This is a genomic window from Vibrio sp. Of7-15 (genome assembly GCF_022347565.1).
In the GTDB taxonomy this organism is placed as follows: domain Bacteria; phylum Pseudomonadota; class Gammaproteobacteria; order Enterobacterales; family Vibrionaceae; genus NORP241.
In genome coordinates, this window is the sequence record NZ_JAKRGH010000022.1 from 66,020 (window position 1) to 84,372 (window position 18,353).

Genomic DNA, 18,353 nt, shown 5'->3' on the forward strand with positions numbered 1-18,353 from the left:
GCATTGAAGGGCCGCAATTAGCCCTTTTTCTATTCAAGGTGCAGATCAAGTGGCGTTTTACTGCTGCGGCCACCAATTTCCCGGGTTAAGGTTGGCACCAAATATCCAGACACATTAGCGATAAGTTCGGCCATTAGGCTACGAGCTTGAGTGTCTGACACATAAAAATGCGCCGCGCCTTGTACTTTATCGAGTACGTGTAAGTAATAAGGTAAAATACCTGCATCAAAGAGCGATTCGCTGAGGTTAATTAATGCCTTAGCGGTATCATTGACGTCTTTTAGTAGCACACTCTGGTTTAATAGGGTTACGTTTGCTTGTTTTAGCCGCTGCATGGCGTGTTTGAAATCGGTATTAATTTCATTGGCATGATTCACATGGGTGATCATGATGGTTTGTAATCGACTCTTGTGTAAGAGCTGGCACAGCTCCTCGGTGATTCGGTTTGGGATCACCACGGGCAGTCGGCTGTGAATGCGTAGCCTTTTGATATGAGGGATTTGTTCAATTTCTTGAATTAACCACGCTAATTCCTGATCTTTGGCCATCAGAGGATCCCCTCCGGATAAGATCACTTCATTTAATTCATCATGTTGAGCGATGTAATCAAGCGCTTGTTGCCAAGTTTGTTTATTGCCTTTGTTGTCTTGATAAGGGAAGTGGCGACGGAAGCAGTAACGACAGTTAACGGCACATCCTCCCTTTAGAATCATTAATACGCGGTTACGGTACTTATGCAGTAAGCCTGGAACATCGTTATCTTGCTCGTCCAGTGGATCGGTCGAATAGCCTTCTTTTACCTCAAATTCTGCTTCCAGTGGCAGCACCTGGCGTAAGAGTGGATCATTAGGGTTGCTAATTTCCATACGTTCAACAAAGCTTGTAGGTACGCGTAGTGCAAATAACTTTCGGGCAGCGAGCCCTTTTTCCCATGGGGCTGGGTCAATATCCACTGCTTGCAGTAATTGGTAAGGGTCTGAGATCGCATTCGCTAGCTCTTTCAGCCAGTTTTGCTCAACAGAAGCAGCATTTCGGGTTATTATGTGCGACATTACTTACAACTCAAAGATGTTAAGAGGAAACCATGGCGTCTGTTAGTACCAATGAATTCAAAGGCGGTTTAAAGTTCATGCTTGATAACGAGCCTTGCTCAATTATCGAAAATGAATACGTTAAGCCAGGTAAAGGTCAAGCATTTAACCGCGTTAAACTGCGTAAACTACTTTCAGGTAAAGTTCTTGAGAAGACATTTAAGTCTGGTGAAACGGTAGAACTTGCTGACGTAGTTGATGTTGAGCTTGATTACCTTTACAACGACGGTGAATTCTTCCACTTTATGGACAACGTGACGTTTGAACAAATCGCTGCAGAAGCTAAAGCGGTTGGTGATACGGCGAAGTGGTTAGTTGAAAACGACACTTGCACACTGACACTGTGGAATGATAACCCAATTACGGTAACTCCACCTAACTTTGTTGAGTTAGAAGTCACTGAGACAGATCCTGGCCTAAAAGGCGATACTCAAGGCACTGGTGGTAAGCCAGCAACACTAGCAACAGGTGCTGTTGTTCGTGTTCCTCTGTTCATCGCTATTGGCGAAGTGATCAAAGTAGATACACGTTCAGGCGAATACGTAGGTCGTGTAAAATAGTACAGTGTGTCACGTTGTAGAAGAAAGGGTCGCATTGGCGGCCTTTTTTATTGCCCGTTGCTTGGTATTTTTTCCTTCTGATATTTCCCATCTAATTTAAATTAAAAGTGTTTTTGTATTGCTCTGGTGTTTGGCCTGCGTATTTTTTAAACATTGAAATGAATGGGCTGGTTTGGTTGTAGCCTAAAGTCAGTGCCACTTCTTTTACGGAGTTTCCTTTGCGTAGCAACTCCATCGAGTATAAATAGCGCATTCTTAATCGCCACTCAGTAAAGCTCATGCCTAATTCTGCTTGGCAATGCCTAGCGAGGGTGCGCTTGGTGGTGTGCCTTGACTGTGCCCAGTCTGCTAGTGTTGATTGGTTGGTAGGATCGTTTTCTATCGTTGCCAAAATAGGTGCAAGGTGCTTGCTGGATGACGTGGGGAGAAAATGAGGCTCCGGTTGTTGTGCTGCTAATTGATCCAGTAATACTTGCACTAAACGTTTGTCTTGTTCGTTATGAGCGACGTTAATGTTGCGCTGGCGGAAGTCATCAATAATGGCAGAAACGATGGGGGTGATTTTTATCAAGCTGGTTCTGCTGGGTAACCCCTGCGTGTATTGGTCCGCAATATTTAAAGAGCAATAATCCAGAGGTTTTCGGTTATAGCTGCAATGGCGTACTTCGGTTGGTACCCATATCGCAAGGTGTGGTGGAGCCAGAAAACGCTCTCCTTGTGCTTCCAGTTCTAAAATGCCGCCACTGATAATTTGAATTTGTCCCCATGGGTGGCTGTGCTCTCGTGTTTCTGTATTAGAAAGAAAGGCATCAAAGTTCATGAAGACATCAGAAGGTGCTTGGGTGATGGAAAGGGAAGGATGAAGGTTTCTTTTGGCTTTTGGCATTTTTGTCTTTTTATCGCGTACGCTGTCTTTCTAAGAATACATGTAACTATAAAGACCTGTCAGACTAGGCGCATTCTTTTTCTAAGATGAGATCCGTATGATCTATCTATTTCCTTTTATTGCCGTTTTTATCTGGAGCGTTAACTCGTTGGTCAATAAGTTGGCTTCTGCTGTAATAGAGCCAAGCGCCATGAGTTTTTACCGTTGGTTTTTTGCCATGTTGTTGTTAACTCCGTTCTGTCTACCAACGGTGATACGCCAATGGCATACCGTTAAACCCTATTTATCGAAATTGGCGTTTTTGGCGCTACTGGGCATGGTGTTAAACCAGTCTTTGGGCTATTACGCGGGCATGACAACCACGGCGTCGAACATGTCGTTGATCACCTCGTTAGTGCCTTTAATCAGTGTCTTTTTGAGTGTGCCTCTGCTGGGAAATAAAATCTCAGCATTGAGTGTGGTGGGGGGCGTGATTTCACTCGCGGGGTTAACCTTTATGTTGGGTGAAGGGGATGTGGTTTTCTTTTTTCATCAAGATATTACCCCTGGAGATGGCTTGATGGTGCTCTCTGCAGTGGTGTATGCCGCTTATTGTGTGTTGCTCAAGCGTTGGAAAATGCCCCTGAATAATTGGACGGTTATTTATGTACAAGGCCTATTTGCAGTGGGGATGCTGACGCCATTGTGGTTAAGTAGCGACGTATTATTGCCGACTCAAGGTTCGTTGCCATTAATCGCCTATGCATCGATTGCGGCCTCCATTATCGCCCCTTTAGTTTGGGTGAAAGCCATTGAAAAAATTGGTGCTGAATCCAGTGCGATGTTCATGAACTTAATTCCGGTGAGCACTGTGACGCTTGCGGCAAATTTATTGGGCGAAACCCTTTATAACTACCATTTTATTGGTGGTGTAATGGTGGTATCGGGTGTCATTCTTTCACAAATAAAAACGCGAAAAGGTGTGATGAAGCAGCCTGATAGTAAGCAATTACCGCAATAATATTGTTGGCTATTGAGGTGCAGACCACCATCGGAGTGCACTGGCAATAGCCCCGAGAACAATGGTGTTTTTATGAGGCTCGGAGAGATCTTTGATGGTGTTAAGCCGCAAGGTTGATTCGGTTTGAATGGTGGCCATGACCTTTTTTCCCCTTAAAAACCGATAGCCTAATGGGGTTTCTGTTGGCAATAAGGGTAAGCTGTTGGCCTTATTGTGGACGGACTCAATACTAAAGTGGTTGTTCTGTAGCTGCATAAACCCCATTTCGAATTGGATAATACGTACGTTTAAAGCGCTGGAGGATTCGGCTAAGCGGTATTTTCCAATTTGTTGGCCCTGATTGAAAATAAGGCATTGATAAGGCTGGCCTTCACCAAATGAGAGAGGAGCAAAAAAGACACTTTCATCACCGCCATTGCACGTCATGAGCCAAAATTCACGGGTGTCGGTACGCAGAATTTCGACGATGGTGTCTCCTGAGTGGATGTATTGGGATTTATACCAGTAGCCCTTGCCAATATTTCGACTGAAGATCCCTTGGTATATGTCCCCAATGGTAAAAAAACCTTTTTCTACCTTATCCCAGTCTTTATGGTTTTTTTTCAAAACGATTTCTGGCTGAACCGTCAGGTTTTCAGGGGTGCTCATTTGTGGGATGCCCGTGCACCCCGACAAAAGAAAAACGAAGTAGATCAGAGTAAGTACACGTTGTACTAGAGTGCTGAACATGGTTATTTCTACTCCGTTTCGTTTCATTAATCTGCAGGACGCCAGCTGAGAGCACTGGCAATAGTGCCAATGACGATGGTGTCTTTTTGCGCTTCCGTTAGCTCAGGCAGCATTTGTAACGTTAACATACCATTGGTTTGCGCTGCTGCCACGGCTTGGCCTTGTGAATAAAAGGAGTAGCCAAGCGCCGAATTAATAGGCATAAAGCTGCCTTCTGCTTTGTGTACTGATTTTACTGTAAAATATTGATCGTCTACTTTTAATGAGCCTTCTTCAGACGTTGCAAAGTTAATGCTGATTGCGCCTGTTGAAGGAGCAATAGAATAGTGGCCTACTGTTTTTTCACCGTCATGAACGTCACACGTGTACGGATCGTTGCCGCCAAACGAGATGCCACTGACGTTGACACCAGTGCCGCCGCCACGACAAGTTAATTGCCAACTTTTGCTGTTATCGTTGCGGGTAATTTCTGCCACCATTTCAGCGTCTTTGATATTTATAGTATTAAACCAAGTGGAATCAGAAGCACTGCGGCTGTATTTCCCCGTGTATTGTTCAGCAATGGTAAAAGTGCCTTCTGAACCTAATCCCCAGAAGCTGCCATCGGTTTGAATAGCAAGTTCAGGTTGAGATTTTAGCGCTTCCGATTTTTCCATAATGGCCGTACTGCCACATCCGGATAAAGCGCTAAGCGCAGCAATACAAGCAAGGGTTTTCTTCATTATAAGTTCTTCTGATACGAGGGGGAAAAGTGGCAGGCATTATAAGTGTTTATGCTATTCAATCAAACGATGTTTTTTATTTGGTGGTAAAAAAGCACCGCGTAGTGCAGTGCTTTGATATTTCAATGGGCGCTTAAATCATGAAAACAAAAATCACTGACAGAGCACTGATCAGCCCCGCGGTAGCATAACAAGCGATTTTCCCTGCTACGCCAGTGTGAATTTTCAGATCATGCATGCCGTGATGGAGACGGTGCATCGCGTGCCACATAGGTAATGCTAAGGTGCCCATCACAAAAAGAGCGCCAATAAAGCTGGTGGCAAACGCAGAAGCGCGTTCATAGCTCAAAGCTTCACTGTCTATGATACCCAATGGTACTAAAATACCTAACACCAATACTGTGACTGGAGTGATCATTGCGAACCAAGAGCCACCAGCACCAAATAGGCCCCACCATACAGGTTCATCAGAACGTTTCGGATTACGGTTAACCATGACTTCTCCTTACACCACAATCAGTACAATTAGTGAGATAGCGGCGACAGCTGCCCACTGGGTTAATACCACGATTTTTTTATCCAAGGTTTTGCCTTTTATACGAATTGGCATCACTTGTGGCATCATGGTAAAGAAGGTTTGGGCATGAAACAGGCTGCCAAGCAGTGCTACAATGTTAATGGCCACGACGACTGGGTTGGCCATAAAATCAAGCCAGCTGGCCCAAGCTTCAGGGCCTTTGACTAAACTGCCTAACCCTATGGTTAAAAACAGAGTAAATAAAATCAGTGGCAACACGGTGGCTTCTCGCACCATGTAGAAGCGGTAGAAAGGATGATCTTTCCACCAAGTACGTGTCATTTCACGAACATAAGGTTTGCGGTTACTCATCCTTAGGCCTCCTGAGGTTTCAGCATCGCGATAACAAAATCCTGTGAAGATGCGATTTTTCCTTGGTTTACCGCAGCCGCAGGATCAACACTTTTCGGACAAACTTCAGAGCAGTAACCTACAAACGTACAGCCCCATGCGCCATTTTCACCATTGATCAGCTTCATACGCTCTGCTGAGCCATTATCACGACTGTCTAGGTTGTAGCGATGTGCCATGGTTAGCGCTGCTGGGCCAATAAACTCAGGGTTTAAGCCAAACTGTGGGCAAGCGGCGTAACACAAACCACAGTTAATGCAGCTAGCAAACTGTTTGTATTTGGCCATTTGCTCAGGCGTTTGGTTATTTGGACCATCTTCAGGCGTACGATCGTTACCAATAATATAAGGTTTAATGGCTTCTAAGCGCTCAATGAACGGCGTCATGTCGACAATCAAATCTTTTTCGATCGCGAAGTTAGCCAGTGCTTCGATTTTTAGGCCATCTTGGTAGTCACGCAGGAACGTTTTACACGCAAGTTTTGGCACGTTGTTCACCATGATGCCGCAAGAGCCACAAATAGCCATACGGCAAGACCAGCGGTAGGCCAGATCCTTATCTAAGTTATCTTTGATGTAACCAAGGGCATCCAGTACTGACATGGTTTCATCAAACGGTACGTCAAAAGTTTGAAGATACGGTTCATTGTCTTTTTCTGGATCGTAGCGCTGAATGTCTACTTTCTGAATTCGGTTTGCTGACATTAGGCCTGCTCCTCTGCTTGGATCTCAGTCTCTTTTTTTGCCGCTTCTTCGGCAGCGGCTTTTTCTGCAGCTTCGCCATACAAACGCGCTTTAGGTTGAGACTTAGTAATAGTGACGTTGCTGTACTTGATGGTTGGTGCGGCGTCTTTATTGAAAAACGCTAATGAGTGCTGTAGGAAGTTCTCATCATCACGTTCAGTACAGTTTTCATCTAAGCGTTGGTGAGCACCGCGAGATTCACGGCGTAAAATGGCAGAGTGCGCCATGGCTTCTGCGACTTCTAGGCCGTACCCAACTTCAATGGCGTACAGAAGATCCGTATTGAAGACCTTGCCTTTGTCTTTAATGCTAATGTTTTTGTAGCGCTCTTTTAGCTCAGCCAGCTTGTCGATGGTGGCTTGCATCAGATCTTCTTGGCGGTAAATACCACAACCCGCTTCCATGGTTTTACCCATTTCAGTACGAATGTCCGCCCAGTTTTCATCGCCTTCTTGATTCATCAAGGCATCGATACGTGCTTGTACGGCATCAATTTGTTGGTTGATGGCGTCATCATTCCAACCCGTAAATTCAGCCGCGCGTTTAGCCGCACTTTCACCAGCCAATCGGCCAAATACAACCAGTTCGGCTAATGAGTTAGAGCCAAGACGGTTGGCACCGTGCAAGCCAACAGAAGAACACTCACCAACGGCAAATAGCCCTTTGATGCTGGTTTCATTATTTTTATCGGTTTCAATACCACCCATGGTGTAGTGCACGGTTGGACGAATTGGAATTGGTTCTTCAGCCGGATCGACATTCACGTACGCTTTTGCCAGTTCACAAATAAATGGTAAACGTTCGTGTAAGTACTCTTTACCTAAGTGGCGCAGATCAAGGTGAACCACATCGCCAAGAGGGTGGTCGATGGTGTTGCCTTTTTGTTGTTCATGCCAGAATGCCTGCGATACCTTGTCGCGTGGGCCTAGCTCCATGTATTTGTTTTTTGGTTGGCCTACTGGGGTCTCTGGGCCCATGCCGTAGTCTTGCAAATAGCGGTAGCCGTTTTTATTGACAATAATACCGCCTTCACCACGACACCCTTCAGTCATCAAAATACCCGTTCCCGGTAAACCTGTTGGGTGGTATTGAACAAATTCCATGTCACGCAGAGCCACACCATGACGAAAAGCCATGGCCATGCCGTCACCTGTTACGATGCCGCCATTGGTATTACAGTGATACACTCGTCCCGCACCACCTGTGGCTAGGATCACTGATTTGGCTTTAATGGTGATGAGCTCACCTTCGGCCATATGAATGGCAATCAAGCCTTGAACTTCGCCATTTTCAACCAGTAAATCCACCACGAAGTACTCATCGAAACGGTTAATTTGTTCATATTTCATGGACGTTTGGAATAGGGTATGCAGCATATGGAAGCCCGTTTTATCGGCTGCAAACCACGTACGCTCTACTTTCATTCCACCAAAACGACGCACGTTGACATCGCCGTTTTCTTTACGACTCCACGGACAACCCCATTGTTCTAATTGGGTCATCTCTCTGGTGGCGTTTTCTACAAAATATTCAACAACATCCTGTTCACAAAGCCAGTCACCCCCACTTACGGTGTCGTTAAAGTGGTTGTCTAGGCTATCCTCATCCTTAATGACGGCTGCAGAGCCACCTTCAGCGGCCACGGTATGGGAGCGCATTGGATATACTTTTGAGATCAGAGCAATGTCTAATTCTGGGTTTGCTTCCGCAGCGGCAATGGCTGCACGAAGACCTGCGCCACCCGCGCCGATTACTGCGATATCTGTGGTTATAGTCTGCACAGTTATCCTCCGGATAAAAGATAATTAATAAATGATAAAGGTGGGCTCGCCACACTTAACCTTGAAATCCTAATGGTTATCTTAAGAGAGGAAATTGCGAAAAAAATTGATTCCACACCGTATTTTCTTCAGGAATTACCACTAAAGAGGGAACAATGCTTTATATGTGATTCCGCTCACAGTGATGGGTTGTTTATTAAATGGGAAATATGCGTTTATTTTGTTGCAATTTGTTTCTAACCCGTGATTTACGGGGCGCTTTGTTAATGGATAAGTCTTTATTTTAAAAAGAGTAATAAAAGATTTTATTTAATATTCGTTTGTGTCTTTTATCGGTTTTACTCTCTTGGTCTTTTTATGTCGGCAACTTGTGTTTATCTGGTTTCTTTTTGGTGTGTTTTTGGTAACTAAGCAGTGATTTTTATTATGTAAATGGGAATTAGAATTGATACGAGTGGTGGTCAGTGAAAAGCAGATCTAATGACTTCAAAAAAAGTAGCGGTAAAATAGCCGTATATTTAATTTGAGGTGAATTATGGCAAATCAGACTTGGGCTCCAACGGCATCGATTGAGCAATTAAAAACACGAGCACAAATATTGGCAAATATCCGCCAGTTCTTTGCTGAGCGTTCTGTAATGGAAGTCGATACGCCAGCCATGAGCCATGCCACCGTGACAGATGTTCACCTTCATACCTTTCAAACTCAATTTGTGGGCCCTGGGTATGCCGATGGTAAGCAATTGTACTTTATGACCAGCCCTGAGTTTCATATGAAGCGTTTGTTGGCGGCGGGCAGTGGCCCTATTTACCAGATCTGTAAGTCGTTCCGTAATGAAGAAGCAGGCCGTTATCATAATCCGGAATTTACGATGTTGGAGTGGTATCGTCCTGAGTTTGATCATCATGATTTGATGAATGAAATGGATGAGCTATTGCAGCGCACTTTAGGGTGTTTACCCGCCGAACGCATGACTTACCAGGATGCTTTTTTAAATGTATTAAATGTGTGCCCATTAGCAGCACCAATGGAAGAGTTAAAACAAGCAGCGGCTAAGTTAGGGCTTTCTGATATTGCCGAACCAGAGCAAGACAGGGACACCTTATTACAATTGTTGTTCAGCATTGGAGTTGAAGGCAAGATTGGTCAGGAAAAACCTGCTTTTGTTTATGACTTTCCTGCTTCTCAAGCGGCTTTAGCTAAGATCAACCTAAATGACCCAAGAGTGGCCGATCGATTCGAGGTCTACTTCAAAGGTATTGAGTTGGCGAACGGTTTTCATGAGTTGGATAACCCGCAAGAGCAGTTAAGTCGATTTGAGCAAGATAATGTCAAGCGTGTGGAGATGGGACTACAGCAGCAACCGATAGATCTTCATTTGATCGAAGCGCTAAAGGCGGGCTTGCCATCGTGTGCGGGGGTGGCGTTAGGGATTGATCGTTTAATTATGCTGGCATTGCGAAAAGATCACATTGATAACGTGTTGGCTTTTCCGTTTGGGCGAGCGTGATCTCAATAGGTCGTTACCGCTAGATAAGGTTAAATACTCTGGTGCTGACTCAGCACCAGAGGGGGGAACGCAGCAATTGTTGACCCCTAATTGCCAAAGGGGTAGGAGGATTCAAGGTCTTATACAAGGAAAAGGTGGTGGGTACCTTGTGCAGACAGTAAAACTATAGTCGTATTAATTTATAAATGCAAATGGTTATCAATAGCAATTGTAAGTGCTCTTGTCTAACCCGAGACAATCAGACACGTTCCTATCACGGCCAGTATGGCACCTATCCATGCATTTCTATTAGGACGCTGCTTGGTGTATAGCCACAACAAAGGCAAAATCATAATTGGGGTTGTGGAGGACAATAAAGCGACCATGCCCACATTACCTTCTTGTAGTGCATATAATATCAATGTCATGCCGACAGCCATGGCTAAAAAACCGTTCAGAGCCACAATGCCGAGAATACGAGGGTTAATACTGCGGGTAGGGTAGGCAATGGGTAATCTCATCATTCTTAGGGCGCAGTGAGCAATAAAGGCGGTTGCCATTCTTACCGCAGAAGCCGCGATGGGATCCACCGAGGTTTGCATGACGGGTTTTGCTATCACCCCGCCAAGCGCTTGGCACAATGCCGCGGTGAGTCCTAAGCCTATGGCTATCCAAATACTGCCTTTGACGGTTTCCCAATCATGTTGGCCTGTTTTCTTTCTGCCAAAAAAGATCGCAATGGCGACACCACTGAAGACTAGCACGGCCCCAACCAACTCCCAGCCTGCCATGGTTTCACTGAAAATCCAGTAACCGAGTACGGCAGAAAAAAGAGCATGACAGGAAAAAAGTAACCCGGCCTGTCGTGGGCCCATTCGATTAAAGCAGGCAAATAGAGCGGTATCGCCAATGAAAATTCCGATAAAACCGGACAGCACCATAGGCCAGAGATGGCTCATTTCTAGACTTGTCCAACCGCCAGTAAATAACGCCATGGCGGATAACATCAAGGTGACACAACCCATGCGCCAGCGACTGTAAGCAAATGGGCCTAAGTGGCGGGCGGGTGTCACGGAAATTAAACTGGAAATTGCCCATAAAAAGGCGGCGGCCAGTGCAAGCCATTCAAATCCCATAACAATCCTTACTAGGGAACCGATGAATAGCGCACTATGCCATGAAAAGTAATGAGGAGAAATACATTCAGCGGTGGCTTATACCGCTGAATATAGTGAGGTGTGATGGCTAGATTTTAAAACGAGAGACATCTTGCAGCATGTCGGCGGTGGCTTCACTCATGTTATGCGCACTTTGGCTCCCTTGGGCTGCTTGCTCTGCCAGTTGATCAGACAGCTCTTTGACCGATTGAGTATTGCGGCTGATGTCTTCACTTACTGCGCGTTGCTCTTCGGCCGCACTGGCAATTTGGGTGGCCATGTCAGAGATCTCAGTGATGGATGATGTGATCTGACTTAAACTGTCGCTGGCGGCTTGGGCAAATTCAACGCTGTTGGTAGTCAGCTCCGTACTCGCTTGCATGGTGTCTACGGCTTGGCGAGAGTTGTTTTGGAGTGTGTCGATCATGCTGCGAATTTCTTCGGTGGAATCGTGAGTACGCTTACTTAATACACGTACTTCATCGGCGACCACGGCAAATCCACGTCCTTGCTCGCCTGCTCGTGCGGCTTCAATGGCGGCATTGAGAGCCAGTAAGTTGGTTTGCTCAGCGATACCTTGAATAGTGGCTAAGATCTGATTAATTTCTTGAGCGTTATTTTCAAGTTGTTCAATCACGCCAGCGGCCTCTTGTACCTGGCTGGATAAGTCGTGAATCGAGCTGAGATTTTTTTGAATGACTTCCTGACCATCTTGGCAGGCTTGGGTGGAGTGCTGCGCTGCACCAGCTGTGAGTTCGGCATGGCTAGCAACTTCGGCAGCGGTTGCCGACATTTCATGGATCGCTGTTGCAATCTGGTTGACTTCACCCTGCTGGTTTTCCACTTGCTGACTTGAAGCTTGTGAGATCTGTGACGAATCTTGAGCTTGAGCGGTAATGGAATGGGTGCGATCGACCACGCCTTTGATCATCGATTGCAGCTCCGCTAAGAACTGATTCATGTAGTTGGCGAGTTCACCAATTTCATCTTGGCGTTGAATTTCAATGCGGTGAGTGAGATCGCCGCTTCCTTGAGCCAGTTGTTTTACGGCTTGAGTCAGTTGGCTTAATGGCAACAGTAAACGGTTAATAGTAAAGCCAGCAATGATGGAAATGATCACGTATAAGATCACAGATGAGAACACGGTGAACCAAAGCTGTTCTGCGACAGATTCGAAGGCCAGTTCTTTATCTTCCACCACACCTAACGTCCAGTTGGTTCCTGGAATGTTGGTTAAATAGATCAGCTTTTCTTTGTTTTCATTGTCGAAGAAAAACTCATTCATTTGATTGGATTGGCGGAACGCAGAAACCGCGCTTTGTGTTAGTTCGTCATCTAAGTTTGTTAGTGGTTGTCGGCTTAGCTTCTCGTCGCGGTACGCCACAATCTGGTTATTGCCATCCACTAAGAACGCAAAGCCTTGGTGATTGAGATTCAAGCTCAGTACTTGATCGATGACATGGGTTACGGTGAGGTCGGCAGCCAGTACCCCTTGTTTTGCTCCATTGAACGCTTTAGATAAGCTGACCACTAAACTGCCATCAAAATCTTGGTATGGATCGGTGATGATCAAGCCACTCGCGCTACTGCCATCTTGATACCATGGGCGGGTTCTTGGATCGTAATCTGCGGGCCAGTCTTCGGTTTTGTCACCATATGCGATGCTGCCGTCACTGAATCCAGCATAAACCGATAAAAATTTACCCGTACGTTTGGTAAGTAACAGCTCGCGATCGATGTTATCGCCCGTTCTAATCAGGGATTCATTGGCCAGTAACATTTCTCCGCGAGTATCTAACCAATTACTGATGTAACGGCTGGTGGAGTCGGCACTGGATGCCATTTGGCTCTCAATGGCGTTATGCGTTTCTTGTTGAAGTTGTGAAGTGGAAAACCAGGCCTGTATAAGACTGACCGTGGCAATAATTACCGCGATGGCAATTTGAATTTTAAACTTGATCGTATGTTTCATGGCAACAATCCATAGCAATAGTGAGGCGGCAATGAACCGCTTAATTTTTATTATGACGCTGTGGTAGTAAAAATTGAGTGAATGGTAATTCTACTGGTTAGTTATCCCAATGATAATGACTTGGCTGGGGGTAGTATTGGATTGCCGTTTGAGGGTCGTCACAAAAAACGCCGTCCACCCCAAGTTGTGCCAACCATTTCCAGTCCCTAGGTTGATTGACGGTGTATATAAAGACTTTTAACCCTCGCTGCTTAGCATCATCAACATAGTGCTTATCAATCACATCAAGGTCGATATTAATGCTAGTTGAATTGAGGCGTTGTGCAAATGCAGCGTTGTCGACATTTTTGGAACCCGTTAAGGCTCCAATTAAGATTTTGGGATGAGTATCGCGAATGTGTTGTAGCCAATGGTGATTAAAAGAAGAAACGATGAATTGATTCAGGTGGAAGTTAAGTGTTTGGCAAGCATCATCGAGGTGCTGATAGAGTAAGGAAAAGTCGAAAATACTTTTGAGTTCAATATTTAACGCGCACTGCCCTGAAACGAGTGAGAGCACCTGCCACAATGTTGGAATGCCCTCTCCATTACCAGCGTCAAGGTGGCGAAGCTCTTTTGTGCTGTGCTCAGTGAGCAGCCCTGTGCCATTGGTCGTTCTGTGTAGCCACTTGTCGTGGATCACCCAAAACTCACCATTATGTTGATGGATATCGATTTCGATGGCCTTAGCACCACTATCGATGGCCGACTGGATGGCAGCTAAGGTATTTTCAGGGGCGACAGCACGCGCCCCTCGGTGGGCAATTATCAGCACTGTTTTTCCTTTATGTCAGTAGAAAAGCGCCAAGATAAACTAGGGCTAAGCCGAGTAATCCCAGGATTATGCCGGTTTTGGCCATGTCTTTACTTTCTATTAGCCCTGTAGAGTACGCTAAGGAGTTTGGCGGGGTGGATACTGGAAGGATCATACCGAGTGAGGCTGAAAAGGCCACCACAACCAAGACTCCTTGTAGCCCTCCTATACTGGCTAAGCTTTCCATTGAGACCGCAATGGCAGCTGCAATGGGCATCAGTAAGTTGGCAGTGGCAGTGTTCGACATAAAGTTTGCCATTAGCCAGCATACTATGGATAAGGTTAGCACAACAGAGATAGGCGATAGGCTTTCATAATCAATGGCATGTGCGAGGGCATGAGCAAGGCCTGTTTTATCCAGAGCGATACCAATGGCGATACCGCCCGCAACCAGCCACAGCACATCCCAGTTGATGAGTTTTAATTCCTCTTTACCCATGATCCCCGTTAGGGTAAATACAGCAAGAGGAATGATTGAAACCACATAGGTATTCATGCCGTGCAGCTTGGTGGTCATCCATAGCAGAATGGTGGCCGAAAACGTAATGTACACCACAATGGCACGCCAGTTTTTTTGAAAGGAGCCATTTAAGTTAAGCTCCATTTTCTCTTGTGAGGTTGGGAATAACTTTTGTAATAACCACCAGGCAAATGACAGCTGGATGATCACAAAAGGTAGGCCCATCATCATCCAACTTAAAAAGTCGATGCTGTTATCACCGGTTAAGTACTGTAGAGCAATGGCATTAGGGGGAGTACCAATTGGGGTGGCAATGCCGCCCGTGTTAGCGGCAATGGGAATGCATAATACTAAGGCCTTAATGCCCAAATCACCTTTTGGTGCAGAAGCCACAATTGGGCCGAGCAGTGCCAACATCATGACGGTGGTGGCGGTATTGGACATAAACATGGAAAACACCGCTGTGATTAGCATTAGCCCTAACATGATAAAGCGTGGCTGAGTGCCAAAAGGTTTGAGTAACACTCGGGCTAAGTTGTTATCTAACTCGTACTTTGCGGCTGAGATCGCAAGGGCAAATCCGCCCATGAAAAGAATAATGATTGGCGAAGAAAAAGCGCTGAAAATGTCGGTGTATTGCATGAGCTCACCGAGCTGGTGGCCTTCGGGAACCTCTCGAAATAGATGAAGCCCTTTATCAGAGATCATAATGAGTTCTAGAGCGATGATCAGAATCGACGTCGCAAAGACAGGAACCGGTTCTAAGACCCACAATAGGGCAGCTAAGACAAAAATAGCCAATAAGCGGTGCTGGATTAAGGTGAGGTCTTCAATCGGCAGAGCATCGATGGGGATCAGTAAAATGGCGATGGGAATGGCGAAAGAGATAAACAGCTTAATTAATGTGGCAGGGCTTATTCGTGTCATAAGTCTCAGATTCTAAAGCGATAGGATATGAGAACAGAATAAGTATTTTGGTGATAAATACCTCGACGGAGGTAGAGTTTTGATCAAAAAAGAGGAGCGATAGAGCTCCTCTTTGCGTTTCGTCAAACTTTATAACTGAATATTAATCGTTCGCTTCCGCTTTTTGAGCATAAGGTGTGCCCATGCGAGTGGTGACGTTATTTGCCATGCTCTGATCAAAGGTGATTTGATCTTTAGCGAATAAGTTAATCACCGTAGAGCCTAGCTTAAAGCGACCCATTTCTTCGCCTTTCTTCAAGACAACGGCTTCAGTTCCTTCGGCAGGGTAATCCCAGCGACGGATATCCGCCCCAGTTGGTGGGGTGATTGTGCCAGCCCAGACTGTTTCAACGCTGCCTACAATGGTTGCACCAACCAGAACTTGTGCCATTGGGCCAAATTCCGTATCAAAAATACATACTACACGCTCGTTACGTGCAAATAGGTTCTCTACATTTTCAGCCGTTAATGGGTTAACCGAAAAAAGATCGCCAGGAACGTAAATCATTTGGCGTAGTGTGCCATCACATGGCATGTGCACGCGGTGGTAATCACGAGGTGATAAGTATAGGGTTGCAAAATCACCATTCGTAAACTCTTCGGCCAATTGTGCATCGCCACCCAAAAGCTGCTGAGCTGAGAAGTTATGGCCTTTCGCTTGGATAAGCTCACCATTAGTGATTGGGCCAAACTGGCTTACACATGCATCAGCAGGATGAACCATCACGTTCTCGCCTTCAGTGATAGGGCGCATGCCTGGTTTTAGTTCACGAACAAAAAAGTCGTTGAAGGTTTTGTATGCAGCAGGATCCGGATTAAGCGCTTCGCTCATGTCCACTTTGTAGCGGCCAATGAACCAGCGAATGACCGCAGTTGTCCAGCCGCCAGCTTCTGTTGATGCTAATTTACCGGTTAGTCGGGTTAAGCCATGTTGTGGGATGCAATATTGCAAGCCTACTTTGATTTTATCTAGCACGATACCGTCCAAAAATTTCAATTTTTTCAACACACTAGCTATTCCTTGAGCATCAAGGAGGCAGCCGGAGGTGCAAATACTACCGAAAATGAATGTTAAAGTCAGTGTTTGAAATGGATCTGACTGTTACAAATCTGCTTTCTTATTGCGAGAAAACTGACGATTAGCTTTGTTTTCACTCATGCTTTCGATTATACGGTGGTAGTTATCAAAACGTACTGAGGTAATTTTTCCGTCTTCCACCGCTTCTCTTAGTACACAGCCCGGATCGTCTTTGTGTTTACAGTCTCGGAACTTACAAGCGCCAATGAAGGGCCTAAATTCTGTAAATGCCTCGGTAATTTGATCTGCTTCTAAATGCCATAAACCAAATTCACGAACTCCTGGAGAGTCAATGAGATCACCGCCATGGGGGAAGTGATACAAGCGAGAGGCCGTAGTAGTGTGCTGACCTAGCCCTGAGTTTTCAGAAATTGCTCCTTCCTCAACATTTAGCTCTGGCAACAAAGCATTCACTAAGCTCGATTTACCCACACCAGATTGACCAACAAAAATGTTGATGTGATCTTTTAGGTAAGTTTCTAAATCGGTAATACCAACACCAGTTTCGCGGCTAACCAGCAAAACAGGGTAACCAATATCTTGGTATAGGCTAAGCTGCTTTTTAACTTCTTCTTCCTCTGAATCACTTAAAAGGTCTATCTTATTAAGGACAATAAGTGGTTTTATATTGAGAGTTTCAGAAGCGATCAGGTAGCGGTCGATGATGTTCAGTGAAAGTTCTGGTAACACTGAGGAGACAATAACCATTTGGTTTACGTTCGCGGCAACAGGTTTAATGCCATCGTAGTAGTCTGGACGAGTGAGTACCGACTGGCGAGGCTGAACAGCTTCGACAACGCCAGAGATCCCTGCCAGTACTTCAGTACCAGGGCGCCAGATCACTTTATCGCCAGATACCAATGTCTCGATACCGCGGCGTAAATTACAACGGTGGATTTCTCCGCTATCAGGGTCCTCGATATCAGCATGCTGACCAAAACGTGTAATAACCAGCCCTTCTTTGGCTGATTCTAATAGGGATTCATCCCATTGCACGCTGTCTTCTGGGCGAGCTAATCGTTTCTTTTGGTTAGTACGAACGCGGCGTACCTGACCTTTTGTGAGCTTTTTCTTCTTTGCCACGGTTAATTGATTCACTTTTGTTGGCTTTCACTGTCAGCTAGGTATCATACATGGTTTAGTCACAAAATAGGCAATACCTATATGTCATTCAGCGATCAAAATTTAATTTGGATGGATTTAGAGATGACAGGACTTGATCCTGAAACTCATAAAATCATTGAAATAGCGACCATAGTTACCGATGCTCAGTTAAATATCTTAGCAGAGGGCCCTGTGCTTGCTATTCATCAGCCAGATGCTGAATTGGATAAAATGGATGAATGGTGTACAACCACACACACAGGAAGTGGTTTAGTTGAACGTGTTAAAAACAGTAATATCACGGAGCAGCAAGCTATTGAGCAAACCATTCATTTCTTAGAGCAGTGGGTACCGAAAGGTATTTCACCTATTTGTGGTAACAGTATTGGGCAAGATCGTCGTTTCTTATATAAACACATGCCAGAGCTGGAAGAGTACTTTCACTATCGTTACATTGATGTAAGTACGATTAAAGAACTGACTCGTCGTTGGAAACCTGAAACATTAAAAGGCTTTAGCAAGTCTGGAAGTCACCTAGCGTTGGATGATATTCGGGAGTCTATTGCTGAATTGCAGTTCTACCGCCAGAACATTTTTAATATTTGATGGTGAAATAAGCAAACTGGTTTGAAATGAAAAAAAAGTGATCTTTTTTCAAAGAAACACTTGCATCATCCAGTTTTGCTCTTATAATTCGCAGCCCTGTAGAGATGTTTCAGTCTCTAGAGATGCAAAGCGACACTAGCTCAGCTGGTAGAGCGCAACCTTGCCAAGGTTGAGGTCACGAGTTCGAACCTCGTGTGTCGCTCCAAATTGTTCTTATGGCATTTTAAA

The 18,353-nt window shown here is 45.3% G+C and carries 18 protein-coding genes and 1 tRNA gene; 5 read left to right on the plus strand and 14 right to left on the minus strand.

Annotation, left to right across the window (positions count from 1 at the left end):
• Window positions 1–29: 29 nt before the first annotated feature.
• Window positions 30–1,052: an EF-P beta-lysylation protein EpmB gene (epmB, locus tag MHO82_RS19185; RefSeq protein ID WP_239186486.1), complete on the minus strand. Its 1,023-nt coding sequence runs from the start codon at window positions 1,050–1,052 to the stop codon at window positions 30–32.
• 32 nt (window positions 1,053–1,084) lie between these two features.
• Between epmB and efp the strand changes: the two genes are divergently transcribed.
• Window positions 1,085–1,651: an elongation factor P gene (gene efp, locus MHO82_RS19190; protein ID WP_239186488.1), complete on the plus strand. Its 567-nt coding sequence runs from the start codon at window positions 1,085–1,087 to the stop codon at window positions 1,649–1,651.
• 91 nt (window positions 1,652–1,742) lie between these two features.
• On the opposite strand, the gene MHO82_RS19195 is transcribed toward efp, so the two are convergent.
• A complete protein-coding gene (locus MHO82_RS19195) occupies window positions 1,743–2,537 on the minus strand; it encodes a helix-turn-helix transcriptional regulator (protein ID WP_239186490.1) in 795 nt (264 codons plus the stop codon).
• A 97-nt stretch (window positions 2,538–2,634) separates the two neighbouring features.
• Here MHO82_RS19195 and MHO82_RS19200 point away from each other — a divergent pair, with 97 nt between their 5' ends.
• Window positions 2,635–3,537, plus strand: a complete 903-nt coding sequence (locus MHO82_RS19200) for a DMT family transporter (RefSeq protein ID WP_239186492.1) — start codon at window positions 2,635–2,637, stop codon at window positions 3,535–3,537.
• 9 nt (window positions 3,538–3,546) lie between these two features.
• Here the strand turns inward: MHO82_RS19200 and MHO82_RS19205 are convergent, their stop codons facing one another.
• The 6 genes from MHO82_RS19205 to frdA form a co-directional block, all read right to left on the minus strand.
• Window positions 3,547–4,266, minus strand: a complete 720-nt coding sequence (locus MHO82_RS19205; protein WP_239186494.1) for a hypothetical protein — start codon at window positions 4,264–4,266, stop codon at window positions 3,547–3,549.
• 26 nt (window positions 4,267–4,292) lie between these two features.
• Window positions 4,293–4,988, minus strand: coding sequence for a hypothetical protein (locus tag MHO82_RS19210; RefSeq protein WP_239186496.1), 696 nt, complete (start codon window positions 4,986–4,988; stop codon window positions 4,293–4,295).
• Between the two features lie 133 nt (window positions 4,989–5,121).
• Window positions 5,122–5,484: a fumarate reductase subunit FrdD gene (gene frdD, locus MHO82_RS19215; RefSeq protein ID WP_239186498.1), complete on the minus strand. Its 363-nt coding sequence runs from the start codon at window positions 5,482–5,484 to the stop codon at window positions 5,122–5,124.
• A 9-nt stretch (window positions 5,485–5,493) separates the two neighbouring features.
• Window positions 5,494–5,877, minus strand: a complete 384-nt coding sequence (frdC, locus tag MHO82_RS19220; RefSeq protein WP_239186500.1) for a fumarate reductase subunit FrdC — start codon at window positions 5,875–5,877, stop codon at window positions 5,494–5,496.
• A 2-nt stretch (window positions 5,878–5,879) separates the two neighbouring features.
• Window positions 5,880–6,620 carry a succinate dehydrogenase/fumarate reductase iron-sulfur subunit gene (locus tag MHO82_RS19225; protein WP_239186502.1) on the minus strand — a complete coding sequence of 247 codons (741 nt, stop codon included), beginning with the start codon at window positions 6,618–6,620 and terminating at the stop codon, window positions 5,880–5,882.
• Entirely contained in the window at window positions 6,620–8,440 is a 1,821-nt protein-coding gene (frdA, locus tag MHO82_RS19230; RefSeq protein ID WP_239186504.1) for a fumarate reductase (quinol) flavoprotein subunit, read from the minus strand. The genes MHO82_RS19225 and frdA overlap by 1 nt, the downstream gene beginning before the upstream one ends.
• A gap of 535 nt (window positions 8,441–8,975) precedes the next feature.
• Here frdA and epmA point away from each other — a divergent pair.
• The gene (gene epmA, locus MHO82_RS19235) at window positions 8,976–9,950 is read left to right on the plus strand and encodes an elongation factor P--(R)-beta-lysine ligase (protein ID WP_239186506.1); all 975 of its coding nucleotides are present in this window, start codon (window positions 8,976–8,978) and stop codon (window positions 9,948–9,950) included.
• A 224-nt stretch (window positions 9,951–10,174) separates the two neighbouring features.
• Here epmA and MHO82_RS19240 read toward each other — a convergent pair whose 3' ends face one another.
• The 6 genes from MHO82_RS19240 to rsgA all read right to left on the minus strand — a co-directional run bounded on the left by MHO82_RS19240 (window position 10,175) and on the right by rsgA (window position 17,498).
• A complete protein-coding gene (locus MHO82_RS19240; RefSeq protein ID WP_239186508.1) occupies window positions 10,175–11,065 on the minus strand; it encodes a DMT family transporter in 891 nt (296 codons plus the stop codon).
• A 109-nt stretch (window positions 11,066–11,174) separates the two neighbouring features.
• Window positions 11,175–13,058, minus strand: coding sequence for a methyl-accepting chemotaxis protein (locus MHO82_RS19245; protein WP_239186509.1), 1,884 nt, complete (start codon window positions 13,056–13,058; stop codon window positions 11,175–11,177).
• Window positions 13,059–13,155: 97 nt separating this feature from the next.
• Entirely contained in the window at window positions 13,156–13,872 is a 717-nt protein-coding gene (locus MHO82_RS19250; RefSeq protein WP_239186511.1) for a glycerophosphodiester phosphodiesterase family protein, read from the minus strand.
• Between the two features lie 10 nt (window positions 13,873–13,882).
• Complete coding sequence (locus MHO82_RS19255; RefSeq protein WP_239186513.1) at window positions 13,883–15,298, minus strand: SLC13 family permease; 1,416 nt, start codon at window positions 15,296–15,298, stop codon at window positions 13,883–13,885.
• Window positions 15,299–15,440: 142 nt separating this feature from the next.
• Window positions 15,441–16,313, minus strand: a complete 873-nt coding sequence (gene asd / locus MHO82_RS19260; protein ID WP_239186521.1) for an archaetidylserine decarboxylase — start codon at window positions 16,311–16,313, stop codon at window positions 15,441–15,443.
• A gap of 126 nt (window positions 16,314–16,439) precedes the next feature.
• Window positions 16,440–17,498 (minus strand): small ribosomal subunit biogenesis GTPase RsgA, encoded by a 1,059-nt coding sequence (gene rsgA / locus MHO82_RS19265; RefSeq protein WP_239186523.1) that lies wholly within the window; start codon window positions 17,496–17,498, stop codon window positions 16,440–16,442.
• An 81-nt stretch (window positions 17,499–17,579) separates the two neighbouring features.
• On the opposite strand from rsgA, the gene orn reads away from it, so the two are divergent.
• Complete coding sequence (gene orn, locus MHO82_RS19270; RefSeq protein WP_239186515.1) at window positions 17,580–18,125, plus strand: oligoribonuclease; 546 nt, start codon at window positions 17,580–17,582, stop codon at window positions 18,123–18,125.
• 129 nt (window positions 18,126–18,254) lie between these two features.
• Window positions 18,255–18,330 (plus strand) — tRNA-Gly (locus MHO82_RS19275).
• The last annotated feature ends 23 nt before the right edge of the window (window positions 18,331–18,353 follow it).

Bases quoted from the DNA above. Each gene is read 5' to 3' on its own strand.
- MHO82_RS19205 (WP_239186494.1), bottom strand. From the start codon at position 4,266: ATGTTCAGCACTCTAGTACAACGTGTACTTACTCTGATCTACTTCGTT.
- frdC (WP_239186500.1), bottom strand. From the start codon at position 5,877: ATGAGTAACCGCAAACCTTATGTTCGTGAAATGACACGTACTTGGTGG.
- MHO82_RS19240 (WP_239186508.1), bottom strand. From the start codon at position 11,065: ATGGGATTTGAATGGCTTGCACTGGCCGCCGCCTTTTTATGGGCAATT.
- orn (WP_239186515.1), top strand. From the start codon at position 17,580: ATGTCATTCAGCGATCAAAATTTAATTTGGATGGATTTAGAGATGACA.
- MHO82_RS19210 (WP_239186496.1), bottom strand. From the start codon at position 4,988: ATGAAGAAAACCCTTGCTTGTATTGCTGCGCTTAGCGCTTTATCCGGA.
- frdD (WP_239186498.1), bottom strand. From the start codon at position 5,484: ATGGTTAACCGTAATCCGAAACGTTCTGATGAACCTGTATGGTGGGGC.
- epmA (WP_239186506.1), top strand. From the start codon at position 8,976: ATGGCAAATCAGACTTGGGCTCCAACGGCATCGATTGAGCAATTAAAA.
- epmB (WP_239186486.1), bottom strand. From the start codon at position 1,052: ATGTCGCACATAATAACCCGAAATGCTGCTTCTGTTGAGCAAAACTGG.
- MHO82_RS19255 (WP_239186513.1), bottom strand. From the start codon at position 15,298: ATGACACGAATAAGCCCTGCCACATTAATTAAGCTGTTTATCTCTTTC.
- MHO82_RS19225 (WP_239186502.1), bottom strand. From the start codon at position 6,620: ATGTCAGCAAACCGAATTCAGAAAGTAGACATTCAGCGCTACGATCCA.
- MHO82_RS19200 (WP_239186492.1), top strand. From the start codon at position 2,635: ATGATCTATCTATTTCCTTTTATTGCCGTTTTTATCTGGAGCGTTAAC.
- MHO82_RS19195 (WP_239186490.1), bottom strand. From the start codon at position 2,537: ATGCCAAAAGCCAAAAGAAACCTTCATCCTTCCCTTTCCATCACCCAA.
- efp (WP_239186488.1), top strand. From the start codon at position 1,085: ATGGCGTCTGTTAGTACCAATGAATTCAAAGGCGGTTTAAAGTTCATG.
- MHO82_RS19245 (WP_239186509.1), bottom strand. From the start codon at position 13,058: ATGAAACATACGATCAAGTTTAAAATTCAAATTGCCATCGCGGTAATT.